This window comes from Arthrobacter sp. Cza30 (genome assembly GCF_059090765.1).
Genome location: NZ_JBNHGA010000002.1, coordinates 373,082 through 395,616, shown reverse-complemented (window position 1 = coordinate 395,616; position 22,535 = coordinate 373,082). Strand labels below are relative to the sequence as shown.

Below are 22,535 nucleotides of genomic sequence, written 5' to 3'. Positions count from 1 at the left end.
AACGACCCCTTACTGTGCCAGGTACTCCAGAGCTGCAACGACCTGAGCCTGGGTGGCGACCGAGAGCGTCGGGTCGATGGCGGGAGCGAAGAACGGTGAGTGGTTGGCCGGAATGTCTTCGGAGACAGTGCCGTTCTCCACGGCTTTCCGGTAGACGTCGGCCGGCACGGAGCCGACCGTCCAATAGGTGTAGGGCACCCCGAGGGCATCCGGAATCCGGCTGAAGTCCTCGGAGGCCGTGACGGGTTCGGCATGGTAAACCTGATCGCCCCCAAAGTGCCGCGTGAAGGCGGCCGTGATGCGCTCGGTCGTTTCGGCGTCGTTGCTGGTCAGCGGGAACTGGTCGTAGTACTCGAACTCCGGGTCGCGGGGCGATCCGGCGGCCGCGCACTCGCCGTGGACGATCCTTTCGATCGATGCCATGATCCGTTCCCGCAGCACCAGATCGTACGTGCGCAGGTTCAGCAGCAGCTCGGCACGGTCCGGGATGATGTTGGACTTGGTACCCGCGTTGGAGGCGCCGACGGTCACCACCGCGAATTCGCCCGGCTTGGTCTCGCGGGACACGATGGTCTGCAGCCGCAGCACGATCGATGCGGCCAGCACCACCGGGTCCACGGCGTTGTGGGGCATGGAGCCGTGGGCGCCGCGCCCGTAGACCGTAATTTTCAGGGAGTCGCCGGCCGAGAGGATAGGGCCGGCCGTGGTGCCGATCTTTCCGGCCTCGGTGGGCATCACATGCTGGGCGAAGGCGACGTCGGGTGTGGGTATCCTGGCGGCCAGGCCGTCGTCGACCATTGCCCGGGCCCCGGCGGCCGTCTCCTCTCCCGGCTGGAAGAGCGCCACGTAGGTGCCCGCCCAGCCGTCCCTGTGCCCGGCCATCAGCTTTGCCGCGCCCAGCAGGGACACGATGTGCATGTCATGGCCGCAGGCGTGCATGACTCCGGTGGTCCCGCCCCCGGGAAGCTTCGCGGTGGTCTCGGCTGCGTAGTCCAGGCCGGTGGCCTCGGCGACCGGCAGCGCATCGATGTCCGCCCGTGCCAGCACCGTGCTGCCGGAACCGTTGGCCAGGACCCCGACGACGCCCGTCCCGCCGATCCGCTGGACCTCGTAGCCGAAGCCGGTCAGCTCCCTGGCGATCAGGTCGGCGGTGTTGTGTTCTTCCATGCTGAGCTCGGGGTTCCGGTGCAGGTCCTTGTACAGGTCCCGTTGCCAGCCCAGCTCTGGCTCCAGTGAGCCGGCGAGGCCGTCCGTGATCGCCATGGTTGCCCTCCTGGTCCGCCGGCCGAAGTGGGGGCCGGCTGGTTAGGCGCGCTTTCTCCAACGGTAGGACTCGGGCCGCTCAGACACAACGACGACGGCGGTGTCCCGGCCACTCGCGATTCCTCATCCGGGCGCGGGTGCCGGGCACGGCGGGGCAAGGGCGGCGGCCCCTCACCTAACCGGCTGACATTTCCACCGGCCAGGCGGTCAGCTCCACCACGGACCCGCCGCGCAGCACGGCCAGCGGGAACTCGATGCCGATGGCATCCGCGAAGAGCAGCCGCTGCAGGCTTTGGGCACTGGCCACCGGCTGGCCGGCGGCCCGGATCACCAGGTCGCCCGGTCGCAGTCCGGCCTGCTCGGCGGGGGAGCCGGGCAGCACCTCGACCACCCGCAGCGCGTTCCGCTCGCCGGTCCGCATGATGTCCCGCGGGGACAGCGGCAGCGGCGTACTCACCAGGCCGAGGTAGGCGCGCCTCACGCGCCCGTCGGCCAGCAGCGCGGAGATGATCCGGCGGGTCGTGGCGTTGATCGGCACGGCCAGGCCGAGTCCGATCCCGGCGACGGCCGTGTTGATCCCGACCACCCGTCCGGAGGCGTCGGCCAGGGCGCCGCCGGAACTGCCCGGGTTCAGGGCGGCGTCCGTCTGTATGACGTCCTCAATCACCCTCCGGTTCCGGCCCGCGGCGACGGGGATGGAGCGGCCCAGCGCGCTGACCACCCCGGCCGTCACCGAGCCGGAGAGGCCCAGCGGGCTGCCGACGGCGACGACCAGTTGGCCTACGCGCAGCTTGGACGCATCGCCCAGCTCGACCGGGCGCGGCACCGTGAGCCGGCCGCGCAGGACTGCGAGGTCGGAGAGCGGATCCGCGCCGACCACGTCAACGTCCGTGCGTGACCCGTCCGCGAAGGCCGCATGGCCGCCGTCGGAGTTCGCCACCACGTGCGCGTTGGTGAGCAGGTAGCCGTCCTCGGTGAACACCACGGCCGAGCCGCCGGAGGGGAAGGTCCTGTCCCGGCGTCGCACGTCCATCTGAATGCCCGCCACGTGCGGCGTGACGGTCTCCGCTATGCGCACCACGGACGCCGAATACGAGTCCAGCGGGTCCTGGGCGGCGTGTGCCGCCTGCGGGTCGGCATGCGGTTCCGGGATTGTGTTCACGGCCCACCTCCGGGAGCTTTGCTTGCTCTCCATGGAACCGCAGAATGGCCCGGTTTAATCCGGCTGCCGCTACGCCTTCAGTGAACCGGGAGCGGGGCGGTCCTGCGCCGGGTATTCGTAACGCGTTTCCCGCCGGCCGGCGAAACGTTGCAGCCCGAACCGGGAGTTAACACGCGACGGCGGGCGGCCGGCCGGGTGCCGGCCGCCCGCCGTCGCGGTACTCAGGACGGGATCAGAACGGGTACTGCGCGATGTCCGGGCGGACGGTGAGCCATTGGGTTTCGGTGAAGGATTCCATGTTGGCCTGGTGGCCGCCGATGCGGGAGCCGTTGCCGGAGTTTTTGGTGCCGCCGAAGGGGGAGTTCGCTTCGTCGGAGACGGTTTGTTCGTTGATGTGGACCTTGCCCGAATCGACGCGGTCGGCGATCTGCATGGCCAGGCCCACGTCGCCGAGGATGGAGAGCGAGAGCCCGTACTCGTTGGCGTTGGCCAGTTCCACGGCCTCGTCGATGGTGGAGAACTTCATCACCGGGGCGACCGGGCCGAAGATTTCGTCCTTCCACGCGGTGTTGGCCGGGTCGAGGTCGGCCAGCACGGTGGGGGAGTAGAACGGGCCGTCGTTGGTGCCGCCGGCGGCCAGCCGGGCGCCGCCGGCGACCGCGGCCTGCACGATCGAGTCGATGCGCTTGAGCTGGTGCTCGTCGATGATCGGGCCGAGCGCGACGGTGCCGGTCTTGGGGTCGCCGACCGGCAGGTTCCTGGCTTTCTCGGCGAGGGCGGCGACGTAGTCCTCGTAGATGTCCTCGTGGACGATGTGCCGGCCGGTGGTCATGCAGATCTGGCCCTGGTGCATGAAGGAGCCGAACGCGGCGGCGGAGGCGGCCTTGGCCAGGTCCGCGCCGGGCAGCACGATCATGGCGTTGTTGCCGCCGAGTTCCAGGTGCGCGCGTTTGAGGTTCCGGGCGGCGGATTCGCCGATCTTCCGGCCGGCGGCGGTGGAGCCGGTGAAGGAGATGACCCGGACTTCGGGGGCTTCGACCACGGCCGCGCCGATGTCGGCGCCGCCGGGCAGCAGGGAGAGCAGCCCGGCGGGCAGGCCGGCTTCTTCAAAGACGCGCATCAGGCTCACGCCGCCGCAGACGGCGGTGCGGGGGTCGGGTTTGAGGAGCACCGCGTTGCCCAGGGCGAGGGCGGGGGCGACGGAGCGGATGGAGAGGATCAGCGGGAAGTTGAACGGCGCGATGACCGAGACCACGCCGACGGGGCGGCGGCGGGCGAAGGACCAGCGGTCCTCGTTGGAGGTGAGCACGTCGCCGGCCGGCAGCGAGGGCAGCGCGGCGGCTTCGTAGCATTCGTTGGCGGCGATGTGGGTTTCGAGCCCGGCCTTGGGGCCTATGCCGCCGGATTCGCGCACGATCCAGGACTGGATTTCCTCGGCGTGTTCCTCCCAGAGCGCGCCGGCGCGGCGCAGCACCGCGGCGCGTTCTTCCGGCTTGCGGGCGGCCCAGTCCTTCTGCGCCGCGGCAGCCACTGCTGCCGCTTCCTGCACGTCCTCGACCGAGGCCAGCCCGTAATGGCCCAGGGTCTCGCCGGTGGCCGGCTCCACCGAAGCGGCGGTGCCGGCACCGCCGTCGCGCCAGCCGTTGACATGGATTTTGCCCTCCCACAGGGAGGCATTAAGCAGGGACATATCCCGTCCTTTCAGGTTGATTGCATGGTTGTGCAGGCCGCGGCGACGCGGCCGGGCAGGTAAGGGTTTCAGTCGGCGGCCTTCAAGACGGCCTTGATGGTCCCGCCGGCGGTGGAATCGGCGACGGCCGTGTCGATCTGGTCGAACCCGTAGTACTTCACCAGCCTGTCGAAGGGGAACCGTCCGGCCTTGTACAGGGCGATGAGTCCGGGGATCAGCTGGGCGGAGGTGCTGGAACCGCCGAGGGTGCCGATAATCCGCTTGCCCCAGAGCGTGCGCAGGTGGTCCACCGAGAACCGCGCCTGCGCCGGCGCGCCGCCGATCAGGATCAGCGTGCCCAGCATGCCCACGGCGTCCGCGGCTTCTTCAACCACGTTGATGTTGCCGGTGCACTCCAGCACGTAGTCGGCCGGGCCGCCGCAGATGCGCTGGATCTCCTCGAGGGCGTTGGTGTTGCCGGAATTGATGGTGTGGGTGGCACCGAGTTCGCGCGCCAGTTCCAGCCGCGAATCGTGCAGTTCGATGGCGATGATCGTGGCCGCGGGCGTGTTCTTCGCGGCCATGATGGCGGCCAGGCCCACGGCGCCGGCTCCGTACACCACCAGCGACTGGCCGGGTTCGGGCCTGGCCGTGTTGAACACCGCGCCGGCACCCGTCGTGATGCCGCAGGCCAGCGGCCCGAGCAGTTCCAGCGGGATGTCCTTGTCCACCTTCACCAGCGACGACGCCAGGGCGAGCGAGTAGTCGGCGAAGGACGACTGGCCGAAGAAGTGGCCGGAGACCTTGCCTCCGTCGGCCCGGGTATAGGCGGACTCGCCGGCGTCGGGACCCTTGAACCGGGCACCGCTCACCAGCGCTTCGCCCAGGCGCAGGCAGTACCGGTGCTCGCCGCGCAGGCAGTTCCTGCATTCGCCGCAGTACGCCCAGCCCATGATGACGTGGTCGCCCACGGCAACATTCGTCACTCCGTCCCCGACAGCCTCCACGACGCCGGAGCCTTCATGGCCCAGCACGCCGGGCAGCGGCAGCGGCATGTCGCCGGCCTGGGTGATCAGGTCCGTATGGCAGAGGCCGACGGCGGCCACCTTGACCAGTACTTCGCCCGGACCGGGCTCGTCCAGCTCCAGCTGCTCGGGGACGAACGGGGCACCCTTTTCTTCGACTACCAGCGCATTGATCTTCATTGCCATGCTCCTTACGGTCTTGCCGGCTATGTTGACGTGTCACTTATTCAACGTTTCACAACGGAGGAAAAGTCCCAAGGGGCACCTGGACCGATCCCGCTCGGCCGCCGTCGACTGGACACCCTCCCGGTCTATCGCAGGCTCGGCGGCAACGTCCATGGCAGATAGAGCCGCAGCCGACGGGGAAGAGCCGAATGCCCCCGGGTGCCGGGTGGCCCGGAGCCCGGCGGCGCCAGATCACGCCCAGTCGCCCGAGCGATACAGTCCGGCGCCAACGGCTGCCACGGTGACGGCCAGCTACGCCGTCGTTCCGATTTCCGCTTCCATGTCGGCGGTGCTCATCACCCGGCCGAAGAAGGTGCCGATGGCGTCCAGGGTGGCGGCCTGGGCAGCCTCCGACCGGCCGCCGGTGGCGTCCGAGAGGAACGCCACCTTGTAGTCATTCATGTAGGCACTGCGCGCGGTCGATTCGCAGCACACCTCGGTCAGCGTGCCGGCGATGATCACCGTGTCCACCGTGTTCAAACCGCGGATGCTCGCCAGGACGCTCTTCAGTTGCGTGTTGTGGAACGCGTCGTAGCGGTGCTTGTCCAGCACGTAGTCGGCGGCTTCGGGCTTGAGTTCCTCGACGATCTCAGCTCCGCTGGTTCCGCGGCGCATGCCGGCCGCCCGCAGCCGCTGGTTGTAGGTGGTCTCCAACGGCGAAACGTCGAATGTATCCAGCAGAACGTGGCGGGTGTAGATGACCGGAATCCCTGCCTGCCGGCAGGCCGCGGCGGCGGTCACCATTTCCGGCAGCCGGTGGCGTGCCATGGGCACCTCCATCGGCGCGCCTTCCAGCACGAAATCGTTCTGCATGTCGATCATCAGCAGTGCGGTCCTGGCCACATCGATGCGCCACATGTTGGGCCCCCTGTCGGCTCTGGCCGGTCCGGGCATTCAGCCCGCCGGATCTGGGACCTAGGCTACATGTTCACGCCAATGGCGCCCCCACGATGACCGCGCGCGGCTAGTCCTGGTCGTCGAGCTCGCGGCGGGCCGCGGCGGCGGCCTTGCGCATCCGGTCGGCGGTCCTGGCGGCAGACACCAGGTCTTCCTCGGCAGCCTCCATCTTGCGGTCGGTCGAGGCGACCTCGCGTTCCAGCTCCTCGATGCGCCGCTTCAGTTCGGCGAGCTCGCCCACGAGTTCGTCCCGCCGGTTCTGCAGTTGGTCCAGCTTGTCCAGCACCTTCTGTTCCGATGCCTCGGCGTCTTCCTTGCGCTGCTCCGCCTTGTCCAGCGCCGCCTGGGCCTGCCGGCGCCGCCGCTCGGCCTCTTCGGCTTCCTGCTTGGCGGCCCGTTCGGCCTTGGCGGCCCGGCGCTCGGCGAGTTCATCCCGCGAGGACCGCTTCGGCTGGCGGGGTGGCGCCGGCTCGGCACCCGCATCCGGGGGAGCGCCAGCCCCCGGCAGGGCCACCCGGCCCTCCAGGTCCACCGGATCGATCCCGTTCGACGACAGCGACTCGGTCAGCAGGCCGCTGGTTACGGCCGCCGCCGCACCGGCATCTGCCATCGCCGCATGCAGCGTCTGCTCCGCCTCGGCGACGGCCGCGGCACTCACCTTTTGCCCGAGCTCATCGGCCAGCTTCCGGCCCTCCGCCGCTACGGCGGCTAACAGTTCCCGGCGCTGGTCACCCAATCGGCGCAGTTGTTGCGGATCGAGCTGTTCCTGGGCCTCGCTCATGGCGTGGCCCAAGTCCACGATTCCCGCGATGTCGGCGCTCCGCTGCCGGCTCAGGAGATTGATCAACCAGGCCGCGGCGGACGGTTTGGCCAGTGCTTTGATCTGCCCGGCGAGGTCCTTGTGGCCGTCCTGGGCTGCCTCCTTGGCCCTGGCGTTGCGGGCTGCGGTGAATTCCCCGGGCAGCAGCGCGTACAGCTCTCGTGCCGCGCTCTCCAGGTCCATGTGCCCAGCCTAATAGGAGCGGCTGGGGCCCTGTTGTTTCCGGCCAAGCCGGTGGTGCAAGCAGGCCCGGCCCGGGACAAGGCGCCCGCACCCATGCCCCGGAGTCCGGCGGCGGCGACCACCTCGACCGGCATGCCGGCGGCAGAAGCGGGGCGCTCAGCGGCTAGCGGGAGTTCCTGGTCTCCCGGTCGTTGGCCTTGCGCAGCGCATCGACGAGCTCGGACTTGTCCATCTTCGACCGACCGGGGACGTCAAGCTTCTTGGCCAGATCGTAGAGGTGCTGCTTGGAGGCGTTTGCGTCCACCCCGCCCTTGGTCTCGCGCGAGGTGCCGGCGCCGCCCTCGGCCTGCGGGTCGGAGGGGCCCTTCTTTTCCTTCGGCTCCCAGTGGTCGCCCACCTTCTCGTGCGTGTGCTTGAGCGCGCTGTAGGCCACGCGGTGGGCGCGCTCCTCGTCGCCGTACGTTTCGGCGGCGGAATCATGGGCTTCCGCGAAGGTCTCCTGGGCCTTCTTGCCGGACCGCTGGAGCGTGCTGGGCAATTCGGTCTGCTTCGGCTTGCCGCTCTTCGTCGTCTTCGGCACCTGAACCACGTCCCTTCAGAAAGGATTGTTCGCCATTCCACCTCCAACGTGGCACAGTTCGCCGGCGCTGCCAAGGGAGATGTGCCGGGGTCTGGAAGCGCGAACAACGTCGGCGGGACCGCCGCCCGCCGACGGGGAGCGGCCGCGATGCCGGAGGGCTCCAGAGGCACCGGCACAATGGAAGGGTGAGCCAGTCAACCCCGCAGGAACCCGCGCGCCGCCACGTCCTTTTCGACCTGGCCGCGCTGGGCGAAGGCCTGGTCTTCGCCGATTCCCTGGACGATCTGGCCGCCGCCCTGACGGGCCCGGTTGCCGTGGAACCCGCAACCGCCGGCACCCGGACGGGCACCGCCGTCGTGCAGGCCCCGCCGGGCACGGGCAAGACGACCCTGGTTCCGCCGCTGGTCGCCAACCTGGTGGCCGCTGCCGCGGCGGGCCGCCGGCCGCGCATCGTGGTCACCCAGCCCCGCCGCGTCGCCGCCCGTTCCGCCGCCAGGCGCCTGGCCGCGCTGGATGGCAGCCGGCTGGGCGAACGGGTCGGCTATACGGTGCGCGGGGAACGCCGGGCGGGCCCGCAAACGCTCATTGAATTCGTCACCCCGGGGATCCTGCTGCGCCGGCTGCTCACCGATCCCGGCCTGGACGGGACCGACGCGGTGATCCTGGACGAAGTGCATGAGCGCGGCTTGGAGACCGACCTGCTGGTCGGCATGCTCGGCGAGGTCCGCCAGCTGCGCGGTGACCTCATGTGGGTGGCGATGTCGGCCACCCTGGACGCGCCGCGCTTCGCCGCCTTGATCGGCGCGGACGACGGCGCCGGCCCGGCCCCGGTGGTCGACTGTCCTTCTGCGCTGCATCCCCTGGCGGTGAGGTGGGCTCCGGCCTCGGTGCCGCGGCTGGACGGGCGGGGAGTGGCCCGCGGTTTCCTGAACCACGTCGCGTTTACGGCAGCGGCCGCGCACGCCGAGGCGCTCGCGGACGACCCCTCGGTGGACGCCCTGGTGTTCGTGCCGGGAGCCTGGGAAGTGCAGCAGGTGGCCGCGGCGATCCGGGACAGGGTCCGCGGCGGCACGGGCGGCGCCGGCACCGGCACGGATGTACTGGAGCTGCACGGGCAGGCGGATCCGGCCACGCAGGACCGCGCCGTTTCCGGCCGGGAACCCGGCGGGCCGCCGCGCATCATCGTCTCCACTTCGCTGGCCGAGTCCTCGCTCACCGTGCCGGGCGTGCGGTTGGTCGTCGACTCCGGGCTGTCGCGTGAACCCCGCCGGGACGCCGCCCGCGGCATGTCCGGATTGGTGACGGTGTCGGCCTCGCGCGCTTCCGCCGACCAGCGCGCCGGCCGCGCAGCCCGCCAGGGGCCGGGCACCGTGGTGCGCTGCTACGAACCGAAGACCTTCGGCGCCGCGCCCGCCCACCCCACCCCGGAGATCGCCGTCGCCGACCTCACCGGTGCCGCCCTGGTGCTGGCCTGCTGGGGCGCCCCGGGTGGCGAGGGGCTGCAGCTTCCGGACGCGCCGCCGGCGCCGGCCATGGCGGACGCCGTCCGCGCGCTGCATGAGCTGGGCGCTATTGACGACGGCGGCCGGGCCACCGATGTGGGGCGTGTCCTCTCCCGGGTCCCGGCCGATCCCCGGCTGGGCCGGGCACTGCTGGATGGCGCAGCGGTGGTGGGCCGGCAGGTGGCCGCCGAAGTGGTCGCCATGGTCTCCGGCGAGGAACGGGCACCCGGGGCCGACCTCACGATGCTGCTGTCCCGGCTGCGTTCGGCAGGCCGCGGCGACCCCGCCGCGCGGCGCTGGCGGGAGGAGGCGCAGCGGCTGGAGGGCATCGCACGGCAGGAGGCCACCGCCGTCGTGCCTCCCACCGGAGAGGTGGGCGCGGCGGAGCATGCCGGCTTCGTGGTGGCACTGGCCTTCCCCGACCGGGTCGCCCGCCGCGTCCCCGGTCCCGGGCAGACCTACCTGCTGGCATCGGGGACCCGTGCGGGGCTGCCGTCGGGCAGTCCGCTGGCCGGGCAGGAGTGGCTGGCTGTGGCCGAGGTGTCCCGGGCGCAGGGCCGCGACGCGGCAGGCACCGGGGCGGTGATCCGCGCAGCCGCCCCGTTGGCGGAGGACACGGCGGCAGCGGCTGCGCGGCACCTGACGACCGACCGGGTGGAGGCTCGCTTCGAGTCGGGCAAACTCGCGGCCCGCCGGGAACGCAGGCTTGGCGCCATCGTGCTCTCCTCGGCACCGGTCCGGCCGTCGCGGGACGAGGGCCGGCAGGCGGTGGCCCGAGCCCTGGAAGAGCGCGGGCTGGGCATCCTTGGCTGGTCGGAGGCAGCGAGGGGGATGCGCCGCCGGCTGGCCCTGCTGCACCGCGAACTGGGAACGCCCTGGCCGGACGTCGCCGACGAGGCGCTGCTGGGACGGCTGTCCGATTGGCTGGCACCGGAACTGGAGGCGCTCGCCGGCGGGAAGCCGGCCGCCGCAGTGGACCTGGCCGAGCCTCTGCGGAGGCTGTTGCCCTGGCCGGAAGCGGCCAGGTTCGAAGAGCTCGTGCCGGAGCGGCTGGAGGTTCCCAGCGGTTCGCGGGTGCGGATCGACTACCCGGAACGTGACGGCCAAGAGCGGCCGGTGGTGGCGGTCAAACTGCAGGAGTGCTTCGGCTGGTCGGATACGCCCCGGCTGGTGGGCGGTCGCGTCCCCGTGCTGTTCCACCTGCTCTCGCCCGCGGGCAGGCCGCTGGCCGTCACCGACGACCTGTCGTCTTTCTGGTCCGGTCCCTACGCGCAGGTCCGCGCCGAGATGCGCGGCCGCTACCCGAAGCACCCGTGGCCGGAGGACCCGTGGACCGCCCCGGCCACCGCACGGACCAAACACCGGAGGTAACGGGCGGGCGTGCCGCCCGGGCCTGGACGTCGAACGCCCGCCGACCGCCGGGCATGCGGCACTCAAGCAGGCCGGGCCGGCGTGCGGCACTCAAGCGGGCCGCGCCCGCGGGGCGGTACCGTCCCTCAGCGGATGAAGTGGCGGGAGATGAGCAGCCGCTGAATCTGGTTGGTCCCCTCGAAGATCTGCATGACCTTGGCCTCGCGCATGTACCGCTCGGCCGGGAAGTCCCGGGTGTAGCCGGCCCCGCCCAGCACCTGCACGGCATTGGTCGTCACGCTCATCGCGTTGTCGGTGGCCACCAGCTTGGCGATCGAGGCCTCCCGGCCATAGGGAAGGCCGGCGTCTTTCAGCCGGGCCGCCGCTAGGTACATGGCGCGCGCGGTTTCCACCTCCACCGCCATGTCGGCGATCAGGAAGGCCAGCCCCTCGTGCTCGATCAGCCGTTTGCCGAAGGCCTCGCGCTCGTTGGCGTAGGAGGCGGCCAAGTCCAGCGCAGCCTGGCCCAGCCCGGCGGCCACCGCCGCAATGCCCAGCCGGCCCGAGTCCAGCGCCGCGAAGGCGATCGCCAGGCCCTGGCCTTCCTCGCCGATCAGGCGGTTGGCCGGGACATAGACGTCGTCGAAGTTCATCGTCGCCGTGGTGGAGGCCGTCAGCCCCATCTTGTGCTCCGGCGGGGCCGCACTCAGTCCTTCGGCGTCGGCCGGCACCAGGAAGCAGGAGATCCCGTGCCGCGGATCGTCGGACGTCCTGGCCATGACCGTATAGAAATCGGCCTCACCGGCGTGCGTGGTCCAGGCCTTCGCGCCGCGGATCACGTAGCCCTCGCCCTTCCGGACGGCGCGGGTGCGCATCGCCGCCGGGTTGGAGCCGGCATGCGATTCGGAAAGGCAGTAGGCACCCAGGGTGTCGCCCGAGAGCATGTCCGGCAGCCAGGTCTTGCGCTGCGTGTCGCTGCCGAAATGCACCAGCGGGAAGCAGGAGAGGGCATGGACGCTGACGCCCACTGCAACGCTGCCCCACGCGGCGCCGAGTTCCTCCAGGACCTGCAGGTAGACCTCGGCGGGCTGGCCGCCTCCGCCGAACTCCTCCGGGTAGGGCAGGCTGAGCAGCCCGGCTTCCCCCAGCATCCGGAAGACCCCGCGCGGGAATCGTTCGGCGGCCTCGGCCGCGGCCGCCTGCGGCAGCAGCTCGCGGTCCGCGATGTCGCGGACCAACTCGATCAGGTCCTGTGCTTCCTCCGTCGGCAACAACCGTTGCACAACCATCGCCACTCACCCCTCCGGCTACCGGCCTGGGTGCGGACCGGCTCCTGGATTGCCGCAGCCAGACCGGGTTCGCCGGGCCGCTGCGCTGCGTCCATGTCATTGCGTGAGTCAACTACAACACGGCAACAGGGGCCTGACAAGCATGATCCCCGGCGTGTGTGCGGGCCGGTCTCCAGCGTGCGTCCCGGCCGATCGGAGCGCGCTGCCAAGCAACAGGAGCAGTTACTGGACATCGGCGACGGCCGCGATCCTCCAGGGCGGCCGAACTGTGCCAGAACAGCCTTCCGCGACGGGCCTGTGTCGACTATCGGCCGCTCAGGAGCTTGGCGCGGAACGCCAGCACCCTGCGCCGGCCGCTCTGGAGCGCGGGGGCCGGCGCAGACCGGCATCCGGATCGGCTTCGCTGTGACTGGTGACCCGGCGAGGCGGGAAGCGTAGGCTGGGAAGCGAGTCCTGCAGCAGCAGAAAAGGTGATGTGCCATGGACCGGACGTGGAAGCGCTGGCTGCCCGCCGCCGTCGTGCCCGCAGTCATTGCCGGCGGGGTACTCACCGGTTCCCTGCAGGCCAACGCCGCAACCGACTTGCCGGACAAGACCCCGCAGCAGCTGCTGGAATTCGTGGCGGACAGCGACGTCCGAGAGCTCTCCGGCACGCTGGCACAGGACTCCGCGCTGGGGCTGCCGGAACTTCCCGAGGACCTGCCCGCGGACGAGGGCGGACAGGTGGCCGAGGCGCTGGAACTGCTGACCGGTTCCCGCACCGCGCGCGTCTACCTGGACGGGCCGGACCAGGCCCGGCTGCAGCTCTTCGACCGCTTTGCGGAGCGCGACGTGATCCGCAACGGCACCGAGGCCTGGGTCTACAGCTCCAAGGAGAACGAGGCGGTCCACCTGACGCTGCCCGACTGCGCGGACGCGGGCAAGAATCACGATGACGGCGCGTCCCGCCCGGGTGGCGCCTACACTCCCGAACAGCTCGCCGATCACCTGCTGGCCAAGATCGGTCCGGAAACGAAGGTGTCCGTCGGCGCCGATACCGAGGTCGCCGGGCGCAGCGCCTATCAGTTGCTGGTGGAGCCGAACAGCACGGCCACGCTGGTGGGATCGGTGACCGTCGCCGTCGACGCCGAGACCGGCCTGCCGCTCAGCCTCCGGGTCGCTGCCCGGGGACAGCAGGACCCGGCGTTCCAGCTGGGCTTCAGCAAGCTGAGCCTCGAGGCCCCGGACCAGGGCCTGTTCGAGTTCACCCCGCCGCCCGGTGCCAGCGTCACCGAAAAGGCCGTGCCGCGGCACGGAGAGCAGCCACCGTCCGGACGCCATGGGCAGCACGACGACGGTGCCGCCGCGCCGAGGGATGACGTCACCCTGCATGGCTCCGGCTGGGAAACGGTGGCGGAAGTACCCGCCGGGGCCCTGCCGGAGGGCTGGGAAGGCTCGCCCTTGCTCGCCCAAGCGACCGAAGCGGTGGACGGCGGCCGGCTGATTTCCACCGCCCTGCTCACCGTGTACCTGACCGACGACGGCCGCGTTCTGGCCGGGTCGGTCCCGTTCGAGTCGTTGCAGGCAGCCGCGGAGGCCCGGTGAACGGCAGCGGCAACCCTGCCGCGCTGGTCATCGAGACCTCCGGACTGACCAAACGCTTCGGCCGACAGACCGCCGTCGACTCCCTTGACCTGGCCGTCCCGCACGGCTCCGTCTTCGGCTTCCTGGGTCCCAACGGCTCGGGGAAAACCACCACCATCCGGGTGATGCTCGGGCTGGCCGCTGCCACCAGCGGGAGCGTCCGGATCTTCGGGCAGGACATGCCCGGGTCGTTGCGGGACGTGCTTCCGCGGGTCGGAGCCCTGATCGAAGGCCCGGCGTTCTACCCTTTCCTGTCCGGTGCCGCGAACCTGCACCGGCTGGACACTGCGGACCGCCATGCCCCGTCAGAGACCCGTCGGGCGAGGATCGGCAGGGCGTTGGAGCGCGTCGGTCTGACCCACGCCGCGGACAAGAAGGTGCGCGCCTACTCGCTGGGCATGAAGCAGCGGCTGGGCATCGCCAACGCCCTGATGATGCCGCGCCAGCTCCTGGTGCTGGACGAGCCCACCAACGGGCTCGACCCGCAGGGCACCCGCGAAGTCCGCAGCCTGGTCCGTTCGCTGGCGGGGGAGGGCGCCACGGTATTCGTCTCCAGCCACCTGCTCTCCGAGGTGGAGCAGATCTGCACGCACGCGGCCGTCATGCGCGCCGGCCGGCTGGTGGCACAGGGGGCTTTGGACGAGGTGCGCCGGGCAGGCCTCACGCATGTGAGCATCCAGACCCCCGACATCGACGCCGCGCGCGGCGTGCTGCGCGGGCTGGGCCTGGAACCCGAGGTCCCGGACGCCGCGCTCGACGGACACGTGAACGCCCCGATGAACCAAAGCGGTCTGCTGCCCGAGCACATCGCCGCCGCCCTCGTGGCGGACGGCGTGCGGATCCGGGGGTTCGCCGTGGAGGCAAGCAGCCTCGAGGACCGGTACGTGGAGCTGACGGGGGAGGGATTCGACGTTGTCCAGTGAGCAGCAGCCGAGCCCGGGTGGCGACCGCCGGCTGGGACCCGAAATCGTGGAAGTCGAGGCCGCCGACGAGGAAAACCCCGGCGCTTCGGCGGCACCTCCGGCCCAGGGGCGGGAGGGCGGCAAGTCCGCCGGGTGGGCCTTCTTCGGTTCCGAGCTCAGCGTGCTGTTCCGACGCGGCCGGACGTGGGCCATGCTGCTGGCCTTGGCCGCCGTCCCGACGCTCATCGCGGTGGTGGTCCGGTTCGCTGCGGACGAGGGAGGGCCCGGCGGCGGTCCACCGTTCCTCAACCGGATCACGGACAACGGGTTGTTCGTGGCGCTGACCGGGCTGGTGGTGTCCATCCCCTTGTTCCTGCCGCTGACCGTCAGCGTCGTTTCCGGGGACACGATCGCCGGCGAGGCGGGCCACGGCACCCTGCGCTACCTGCTCAGCGCCCCCGCCGGCCGGCTGCGGTTGCTGGCCGTCAAGTACGGTGCGGCGGTGGCCTTCTGCATAGCGGCGGCGCTCGCCATCGCGGTCACCGGCGCACTGATCGGCGGCCTGCTCTTCGGCGTCGGACCGGTGACCCTGCTGTCCGGCGACACGATCGGCGTCGGCGAGTCACTGCTTCGGCTGCTGCTGGTGGCGGCCTACGTTGCCGTGTCGCTGGCCGGGTTGGCGGCCATCGGGCTCTTCATCTCCACCCTCACCGAGGTCCCCGTCGGCGCCATGGCGGCAACGGCCGTGCTGGCCGTCGTCACGCAGATTGTCGGCGCCCTGCCGCAGCTGGAGTGGCTGCACCCGTGGCTGTTCACGCACCACTGGCTCAGCTTCGCCGATCTGCTGCGCCAGCCCATCTCCTGGGACGCCTTCGGCGCCAACGCCCTACTGCAGGGCGCCTACATCGCCGTTTCCTGCTCGCTCGCCTACGGCCGCTTTACCACCAAGGACGTGCTGTCCTAGAGCCGGTCGACGCCGGAGGTGGACGCTGGTCCGCCGCTTTAAGGTTGGTTACGACATCCCGGCTTGTTCGTCGGGCTGATGGATGCCGATGGTGTTATTTTCCGTGTCCAGGTAGTAGCCCTGCCACGCCATTCCCGGCAGCGCGTACTTCGGCAGGGCCGTTTGGCCGCCCGCTTCCAGGATTTTCCGTTCGGTCGCGTCGTAGTCATCCACCTCCATGGTGACCACCCAGGCGTTGGTGCCCTGGCCGGTGTCCGGGGTGGGGGCGGGGCGCTGCATGAGGCCCCCGTTGATGCCGGGCTGGTCCTCCGGGCCGGTCACGACTCCGTAGTAGGGAGTGCCGGTGACCTGGGAATAGTCCTCGAACGTCCAGCCGAACACGGTTGCGTAAAAGTTTTTGGCTCGTTCCAGGTCTTCTGCCTGGATCTCAAAGTGCACGGGACGGGCCATGGCGGGCTCCTTCGCTGGACGCGGATGCTGATGGTCTCCAATCATGCTGTCCTGCCGGGAAGTGTCAAGAGGGCCGACTGCGTCAGCGGTGCGGCCGGTCTGGCGGGATCCGGACAAGCGGCGACGGCGGAGAGCGGCCCGCAAGCCGCGCCCCGCCGTCGTGATGGGGAAGTAGCTCTGCCGGCTAGCCGAGCTGCTCCGTGAGGATGTCGAAGGCTTCGCTCCAGCCATCGTGGACGTTGTTGTCGCCGGCGAAGCCGTCGATGCCGCGCAGGTGGAAGGTCATCTCGGTGCGGCCGCCCTCCAGCTCGGCCAGCTCCACCGTGATCACCGGGGAGTCTTCGCGGCGGTCGCCGGGGGAGGCCCACGTGAAGACCAGCCGCTCCGGTTCGACAACCTCCAGGTACTCGCCGGCGGTGGGGTACTCGCTGGCGTCCGGCGCGATCATCTTGTACTCGTAGGTGCCGCCGACGCGGGCGTCGATCCTGACAAACTCGCGCGGGCTGTCCACTTCGCGCGGATGCCACCAGCGTGCGGCCTCGTCCGGATCGGTCCACGCCCGCCAGATGGTTTCGCGCGGGGCGTCGAAGACGCGGGTGATGGTGAACTGCTTGTCCCGGGTGGTGGTTTGCTCAGTCATTTCCGGCTTCTTCCTTGAGTTGGCGGAGCCGCTCGTCCAATAGGTCAAAGCGCTCGTTCCAGAGACCTCTGTGGTGGTCGATCCAGGCCGAAACGTCGTCCAGGGGCTCGGTGCGCAGAGTGCAGGTGCGCCACTGTGCGGTGGCTGTGCGCTCGATCAGCCCGGCATTTTGCAGCACCCGCAGGTGCTGCGAGATCGCGGGCCTGCTGATCCGGAACGGCTCTGCCAGTTCCCCGACCGTGGCCGAACCCTGCCGCAGCCGGGACAGGATGGCCCGGCGGGTAGGGTCGGCCAGCGCCGCGAAGACGAGGCTGAGTTCGTCCGCAACCCCTGCCATGTAAGCAACTCCTTACGTAAGTGATGCCTTAACTTTACGCCGGTACGCGGACGCGTCAAGAGCAAAAGAATGCGTCCGCGGAGGCCGCGAGCGCGGCTCGGCCCCTCCGGAAACGGGGGGGCGGCGACCGCACCCTCGTTGTTCCCCCGGTCCTAGAATCGCGACGAACTGCCCGAGCCGCTGAAGCTCCCGCCGCTGCTGCCATAACCGGTGGTGCTGCCGGTGCTGCGGGAAGAATCGACGCTGCTCTGTGCATAGCCGTAGCCGGCGCTGAAGGAGTATGCCGAATAGAACATGTGCGGCGGGTACACGGTGTCCAGGATCGTGGGGGAGGACTCCCGCTCACCGCTGCTGAGTTCTTCGTCCATCTCCTCGCGCATCTTGTCCTTCTCCGAGGACGTCTTGGCATACGCGTCAATCACCGTGTCCGCGTGTGCTTTGAGCAGGTCGGTGAATTCGCTCCGGCTCTGTTGTACCAAGCGCAGCGCGGCGTCCGGCGTGGTCCGTCCGTCGGCGAGCCCGGCGGCCCAGTCCTCCAGGTCACCGAGTGTCCGGTCGCGGAAGGAGCGCAGCGCGGCAGCCGTCGCGGAAGAGCGTGCGGTCTCGGGCCCCTCCTGCAGCAGCGAATCGATGCCGTCCACGTCCTCGCGCAAGGGCGCCACTTGCCGGTCCCAGGCGCGCTCCCATCCCGAGGCAAGGTTCAGGAACGTGTTCGTATCGGCTATGACGTCATCCAGCGCGTCCAGCTCCGACGCGATACGCGCGTACTCGGCGGCAATCTTGACGTTCTTGCCCGATTTCAGCTCCTTCTCGCTCAGGGCGTGCACCCTGTCGTTGAGCTTGCTGGCTTCCGTGTAGCCGGTCATGAAGCCGCGGTATTTTTCCAGCACCCGCGAGCCGTATTCCGACCCCGTGGGAATGGTGTTCGCGTTGACCTCCGTGGCGTCGAGATCCATGGATACGTTGGAGTAGCTGCGGTCCCCGCGTTCGATCTCGCGGCGTCCTCTGAGTAGATTCTGCCGACGCACTCCGTAGCGGACCCCGAAGGACCCGGCGAGGGCGATGCCCGCCGCCCAGAGGCTGCCGATGAAGACCCCGGAGCGGTACCACGGGCGGTTGATTAGCTCCGCGCCGCGCTCGATGCCGGCGATTGTTCCGTCCGTCCACTGGGCATCCCGGAACAGCTCCTTGGTGGATTCCTGGATGTCCTCGCGCTGTTCAAGCGGGATCTTGCGGTCCTCGCCCATGTAGGTTCCGACCCACCGGCCGACCGGATCCAGCGCGAAGATGAAGAGTCCGTCCGCCCACTTCTGGCCGTCGGGGCTGAGCCACTCCGGGCGCTCCGCGCGGGCAAAACGCAGCACCTCTTCATTCAGGTTGGCAGAGGCAGAGCCGTTGTAGGTGTAGATGGCAACACTGGTGGGCTCATAGAAGTCGATAGCCTCCACGGCGGGCAGCAGCGTGTTTTGGTCAAGGACACCGGCGTTGTCCTCCACGACCACCTCGGTGGGGGTCTCAGCGTGGGCGGCCGGGGCCGACCCCAGCAGCCCGGCCAGCACCAGCACGAGTGCGCCGATCGTCCTCTTCATGTGTTCCGTTCCTTGGTTCCGTGGCATATGTGTTCACGGGCACCCTACACGGAGCGGGGAAACAGGCGGGGCAGGTGGGCGCTGAGCACGGCGGTGGGCCGGCTCCAAGAGCCGGCCCACCGCCGTCGTTATTGTGCTTTTGGGAGCTAGAGCTGCGCGCCGGTGGCGCCGCTGTCGTTTACTTCTCCGCGCCAGGCACCGGTCTCGGTGCCGCGGGTTTCGATGAACTCCTTGAACTTGCGCATGTCCGACTTCACTTGCTTGTCGTCCAGGTTCAACGTGGCGCCGACCTTCTCGGTGAAGGTTTCGGGATCCCACTCGAAACGCACCGACACCTTGGTGCTGTCGGCACCCAGCCGGCTGAAGGTGACGACGCCGGCATGGGACTTGCCGTCGACGCTGCGCCAGGCGATGCGCTCGTCCGGCTGCTGCTCCACGATCTCGGTGTCGAACTCGCGCTCCACGCCGCCGACCTTGGTCTTCCAGTGGTTGGTGGTGTCGGTCAGCTGGGTCACGGACTCAACGCCGGACATGAAGTTCGGAAAGGATTCGAACTGCGTCCACTGGTCATACGCTGTGCGGACCGGAACGGCTACATCAATGGTTTCTTCCACGGTTTGCATCAGTTGCCTCCTTTGGAATCGGGCCAGGGCCGCTGTTGCGCCCCTTGAGGTGGCCTCGTTGCCTACGCTACACAGGCTGGTGAAAGGTGACAACTCGATAGACAGCTTGCTGACCATTTTCTGCAGTGCGTAGGGTGGCGTGTGTAGCAATCGCAGAGTCAACCGTCAGGAGTGAATCATGCGCGCTGTAGTGTTCGAGGACTTCAAGACTTTTCCCACCATCAAGGACGTCGAGCGGCCGAAGCCGCGGGCCGGGGAGGTGCTGGTGAAGGTCGCCGGCGCCGGAGCCTGCCACTCCGATGTCGCCATTTACAACGACTTTGAGGCCGGGGGCCCGGGAGCCGTACCGCCGCCGTTTACGCTCGGCCACGAAAACTCCGGGTGGGTTGAAGAGCTCGGGGAGGGCGTGGAAGGCTTCAACGTCGGCGATGCCTATCTGGTCTACGGGCCGATCGGCTGCGGGCACTGCAAGGCCTGTTCGCGCGGCCAGGACACGTACTGTGAAAACGCGGCCAAGATGCCCTACCTCGGCGTGGGGTTGGGGCGCGACGGCGGGATGGCCGAGTACGTCTCCGTCCCGGCGCGGAACCTGGTGCCGCTCGGCGACGCCGATCCGGTGGCCGCGGCGCCGCTGGCCGACGCGGCGCTGACTCCGTACCACGCCATCAAGCAGTCGTTGCCGCATCTGGCCGGCGGCGGCAAGTTCGCGTTGGTCATCGGGCTGGGCGGCCTGGGCCAGATCGCCGTGCAGATCCTCAAGGCGTTGACCGGCGCCACCGTCATCGCCACCGACATGAAGGAAGAGGCGATGCGCAAGGCCGAAGGGGCCGGCGCCGTGACCGTTCCCGGCGGCGAGGGGCAGGCCGAGCGGATCCGTGAAATCACCGGCGGCCGGGGCGTCGATGCCGCGTTCGACTTCGTGGGCGTGGGCCCGACCGTCAAGACCGCCGCTGCCTCCATGGCCCGGCTGTCCAGGCTGACGGTGGTGGGGATCGCCGGCGGCACGCTGGAGTGGAGCTTCTTCACCAACCCGTACGAGTCCGTCACCACGAACACTTACTGGGGCACCATCGAGGACCTGCACGAAGTGGTGGACATGTACAAGGCCGGGCAGATTGTTCCGGAGATTGAGCGCTACAGCATGGACGATGCGCTGGAGGCCTACCGCAAGCTGCAGGCCGGCGAGCTCAGCGGCCGGGCCGTGGTGGTTCCGCACGGGAGCTAGGGAATTGAAGTACCGGCGGCGGGGTTGTGGCGGATATGAAGCGCATCGGTTTCCTGTCCTTCGGCCACTGGAGCCCCGCCGTCGGCTCGCCGGTTCCCACCGCGAGTGAAGGGCTGCTGCAGAGCATCGATCTTGCCGTTGCGGCCGAGGACGTTGGCGTGGACGGCGCGTATTTCCGCGTGCACCACTTCGCGCGGCAGCAGTCCTCGCCGTTTCCGCTGCTGGCGGCCATCGCCGCGAGGACCAGCCGGATCGAGATCGGCACCGGCGTCATCGACATGCGCTATGAAAACCCGCTCTACATGGCCGAGGAGGCGGCGGCCACGGACCTGATCAGCGGCGGCCGGCTGCAGCTGGGGATCAGCCGCGGGTCACCCGAGCCGGCGCTGAACGGCGCGGCGGCCTTCGGGTACCGGCCGGCCGAGGGCGAGACCGATGCGGACATGGCCCGGCGCCACACCGCGGTGTTCCGCAGGGCCATCACCGGTGCGGGCATGGTTCCCGCCGACCCGAACCACCTCCAGGGCAGGCATGCCGGCATGCTTCCCGTGGAGCCCACGTCCCCGGGGCTGCCGGAGCGGATCTGGTGGGGTGCGGGCTCCCGCGCCACCGCCGTGTGGACCGCGGAGCAGGGCATGAACCTGATGAGCTCCACCCTGCTGATCGAGGACACCGGCGTGCCCTTCGACCAACTGCAGGCCGAGCAGATCCACCTGTTCCGCGAGGCGTGGCAGAAGGCCGGCCACGCGCATGCTCCGCGGGTGTCGGTCAGCCGCAGCGTGATGCCGATTGTCGACGACGAAGACCAGCGCTACTTCGGGCTGCGCGGCCAGGCCGACCAGCACGACCAGGTCGGCATGCTCGACGGTACGCGCTCGCGGTTCGGCAGGAGCTACATCGGCGAGCCGGACAAGATCGGTGCCGAGTTGGCCCGGGACCAGGCGGTGCAGGCGGCGGATACGGTGCTGCTGACGGTGCCGAACTACTTGGGCGTGGAGTACAACGTCAAGATGCTGGGCAACATCGTGCAGCACGTGGCGCCGGCCGCCGGCTGGCGCTGAGATACCAGGCCGCCGTCGGCTCGTCGCTGGGGCACCTGGCCGCCGTCGGCTCGTCGCTGCCGCTGAGTCAGGCCCGGCGCGCTACAGCAGCACGTCGTTCAGGTCATAGGAGACCGGCTCGTCCAGTTGCTCGTAGGTGCACGACTCCGGATCGCGGTCCGGCCGCCAGCGGACAAACTGCGCGGTGTGCCGGAAGCGCTCGCCCTCCATGTGGTCGTACTTGACCTCCAGCACCCTCTCCGGCCGGAGGGGCACGAAGGACAGGTCCTTGCCGCCGCTCCAGCGGCTGCCTTCGGTCGTCAGGGGTGTGCGCTTGCCGGCTTCGTGCTGCTCCCGGTTCCAGGGGTGGCCGTCCGAATCGGCAATCAGCGGCTGCAGCTCCTCGAACAGCTCCTCGCGGCGTTTCATGCTGAACGCCCCGGCCACGCCCACGTGCACCAGGGTTCCGCCGTCGTTGTACAGGCCCAGCAGCAGCGAGCCCACCAGACCCGGCCCGCTCTTGTGGACGCGGTAGCCCGCGACCACGCAGTCTGCGGTGCGCTCGTGCTTGATCTTGAACATGCTCCGCTTGTCCGGCTGGTACTTTCCGTCCAGCGGCTTGGCCACCACGCCGTCCAGCCCGGCGCCCTCGAACTCCCCGAACCACCGCTCGGCCACCGCCGGGTCGGTGGTGGCCCGGGTCAGGTGGATGGGATTGACGACGGCGGAGAGCGCCTTCTCCAGCGCGGCCCGCCTTTCCTCGAAGGGACGGGAGGTCAGATCGTCGTCGCCGAGGGCCAGCAGGTCGAAAGCCACGAACCGGGCCGGTGTCTCCGTCGCGAGGAGCTTGACCCGGCTGGCCGCCGGATGGATGCGCTGCTGCAGCATCTCGAAGTCGAGCCGGCCGCCGCCCTCACCCACCAGGATGATCTCCCCGTCCACCACGCAGCGCTCGGGCAGCTGCTCCCGGAACGCGTCCACCAGTTCGGGGAAGTAGCGCGTCATGGGCTTCTCGTTTCGGCTGCCGATCTCCACTTCGTCGCCGTCGCGGAAGATGATCGACCGAAAGCCGTCCCATTTCGGCTCGTACGTCATTCCGCCGTCGGGGATCTTGGCCACGCTTTTGGCCAGCATGGGCGGAACGGGTGGCATCACGGGCAGGTCCATGCGCCCATTC

The 22,535-nt window shown here is 69.6% G+C and carries 20 protein-coding genes; 6 read left to right on the top strand and 14 right to left on the bottom strand.

What is annotated here, in order from left to right; all coding sequences use genetic code 11:
• Positions 1-9 precede the first annotated feature (9 nt).
• The 7 genes from AC5RVZ_RS07110 to AC5RVZ_RS07080 form a co-directional block, all read right to left on the bottom strand.
• Positions 10-1,263 (bottom strand): amidohydrolase, encoded by a 1,254-nt coding sequence (locus AC5RVZ_RS07110; RefSeq protein ID WP_494065070.1) that lies wholly within the window; start codon positions 1,261-1,263, stop codon positions 10-12.
• A gap of 175 nt (positions 1,264-1,438) precedes the next feature.
• A complete protein-coding gene (locus tag AC5RVZ_RS07105) occupies positions 1,439-2,425 on the bottom strand; it encodes a S1C family serine protease (protein WP_494065069.1) in 987 nt (328 codons plus the stop codon).
• A gap of 232 nt (positions 2,426-2,657) precedes the next feature.
• The gene (locus AC5RVZ_RS07100) at positions 2,658-4,115 is read right to left on the bottom strand and encodes a benzaldehyde dehydrogenase (RefSeq protein ID WP_494065068.1); all 1,458 of its coding nucleotides are present in this window, start codon (positions 4,113-4,115) and stop codon (positions 2,658-2,660) included.
• 68 nt (positions 4,116-4,183) lie between these two features.
• Positions 4,184-5,299: an NAD(P)-dependent alcohol dehydrogenase gene (locus tag AC5RVZ_RS07095; RefSeq protein ID WP_494065067.1), complete on the bottom strand. Its 1,116-nt coding sequence runs from the start codon at positions 5,297-5,299 to the stop codon at positions 4,184-4,186.
• Positions 5,300-5,596: 297 nt separating this feature from the next.
• Complete coding sequence (locus AC5RVZ_RS07090; RefSeq protein ID WP_494065066.1) at positions 5,597-6,202, bottom strand: isochorismatase family protein; 606 nt, start codon at positions 6,200-6,202, stop codon at positions 5,597-5,599.
• Between the two features lie 106 nt (positions 6,203-6,308).
• Positions 6,309-7,244, bottom strand: coding sequence for a transposase (locus tag AC5RVZ_RS07085; protein ID WP_494065065.1), 936 nt, complete (start codon positions 7,242-7,244; stop codon positions 6,309-6,311).
• Positions 7,245-7,407: 163 nt separating this feature from the next.
• Entirely contained in the window at positions 7,408-7,824 is a 417-nt protein-coding gene (locus AC5RVZ_RS07080) for a ChaB family protein (protein ID WP_494065064.1), read from the bottom strand.
• Positions 7,825-8,009: 185 nt separating this feature from the next.
• Between AC5RVZ_RS07080 and hrpB the strand changes: the two genes are divergently transcribed.
• The gene (gene hrpB, locus AC5RVZ_RS07075; RefSeq protein WP_494065063.1) at positions 8,010-10,697 is read left to right on the top strand and encodes an ATP-dependent helicase HrpB; all 2,688 of its coding nucleotides are present in this window, start codon (positions 8,010-8,012) and stop codon (positions 10,695-10,697) included.
• A gap of 125 nt (positions 10,698-10,822) precedes the next feature.
• On the opposite strand, the gene AC5RVZ_RS07070 is transcribed toward hrpB, so the two are convergent.
• Positions 10,823-11,965, bottom strand: coding sequence for an acyl-CoA dehydrogenase family protein (locus AC5RVZ_RS07070; RefSeq protein WP_494065507.1), 1,143 nt, complete (start codon positions 11,963-11,965; stop codon positions 10,823-10,825).
• 480 nt (positions 11,966-12,445) lie between these two features.
• Between AC5RVZ_RS07070 and AC5RVZ_RS07065 the strand changes: the two genes are divergently transcribed.
• From AC5RVZ_RS07065 to AC5RVZ_RS07055, 3 genes are read left to right on the top strand one after another with little or no spacing between them, the layout of a single operon-like run.
• A complete protein-coding gene (locus AC5RVZ_RS07065) occupies positions 12,446-13,549 on the top strand; it encodes a LolA family protein (protein ID WP_494065062.1) in 1,104 nt (367 codons plus the stop codon).
• Entirely contained in the window at positions 13,546-14,511 is a 966-nt protein-coding gene (locus AC5RVZ_RS07060; protein WP_494065061.1) for an ABC transporter ATP-binding protein, read from the top strand. The genes AC5RVZ_RS07065 and AC5RVZ_RS07060 overlap by 4 nt, the downstream gene beginning before the upstream one ends.
• Entirely contained in the window at positions 14,501-15,454 is a 954-nt protein-coding gene (locus AC5RVZ_RS07055; RefSeq protein WP_494065060.1) for an ABC transporter permease, read from the top strand. Before AC5RVZ_RS07060 ends, AC5RVZ_RS07055 begins: the two co-directional genes overlap by 11 nt.
• Positions 15,455-15,502: 48 nt before the next feature.
• Here AC5RVZ_RS07055 and AC5RVZ_RS07050 read toward each other — a convergent pair whose 3' ends face one another.
• From AC5RVZ_RS07050 to AC5RVZ_RS07030, 5 genes are all read right to left on the bottom strand, one after another.
• On the bottom strand, positions 15,503-15,904 hold the full coding sequence (locus tag AC5RVZ_RS07050) for a VOC family protein (RefSeq protein WP_494065059.1): 402 nt from the start codon (positions 15,902-15,904) through the stop codon (positions 15,503-15,505).
• A 184-nt stretch (positions 15,905-16,088) separates the two neighbouring features.
• Positions 16,089-16,544: an SRPBCC family protein gene (locus AC5RVZ_RS07045; protein ID WP_494065058.1), complete on the bottom strand. Its 456-nt coding sequence runs from the start codon at positions 16,542-16,544 to the stop codon at positions 16,089-16,091.
• Positions 16,537-16,881 (bottom strand): ArsR/SmtB family transcription factor, encoded by a 345-nt coding sequence (locus tag AC5RVZ_RS07040; protein WP_494065057.1) that lies wholly within the window; start codon positions 16,879-16,881, stop codon positions 16,537-16,539. The genes AC5RVZ_RS07045 and AC5RVZ_RS07040 overlap by 8 nt, the downstream gene beginning before the upstream one ends.
• 152 nt (positions 16,882-17,033) lie before the next feature.
• Positions 17,034-18,470, bottom strand: a complete 1,437-nt coding sequence (locus tag AC5RVZ_RS07035) for a DUF5129 domain-containing protein (RefSeq protein WP_494065056.1) — start codon at positions 18,468-18,470, stop codon at positions 17,034-17,036.
• Between the two features lie 146 nt (positions 18,471-18,616).
• On the bottom strand, positions 18,617-19,093 hold the full coding sequence (locus AC5RVZ_RS07030; RefSeq protein WP_494065055.1) for an SRPBCC family protein: 477 nt from the start codon (positions 19,091-19,093) through the stop codon (positions 18,617-18,619).
• A 178-nt stretch (positions 19,094-19,271) separates the two neighbouring features.
• Here AC5RVZ_RS07030 and AC5RVZ_RS07025 point away from each other — a divergent pair, with 178 nt between their 5' ends.
• A complete protein-coding gene (locus AC5RVZ_RS07025; protein ID WP_494065054.1) occupies positions 19,272-20,318 on the top strand; it encodes an NAD(P)-dependent alcohol dehydrogenase in 1,047 nt (348 codons plus the stop codon).
• A gap of 35 nt (positions 20,319-20,353) precedes the next feature.
• A complete protein-coding gene (locus AC5RVZ_RS07020) occupies positions 20,354-21,379 on the top strand; it encodes an LLM class flavin-dependent oxidoreductase (protein WP_494065053.1) in 1,026 nt (341 codons plus the stop codon).
• Positions 21,380-21,460: 81 nt separating this feature from the next.
• On the opposite strand, the gene AC5RVZ_RS07015 is transcribed toward AC5RVZ_RS07020, so the two are convergent.
• The gene (locus AC5RVZ_RS07015) at positions 21,461-22,525 is read right to left on the bottom strand and encodes an ATP-dependent DNA ligase (RefSeq protein WP_494065052.1); all 1,065 of its coding nucleotides are present in this window, start codon (positions 22,523-22,525) and stop codon (positions 21,461-21,463) included.
• Positions 22,526-22,535: the final 10 nt, after the last annotated feature.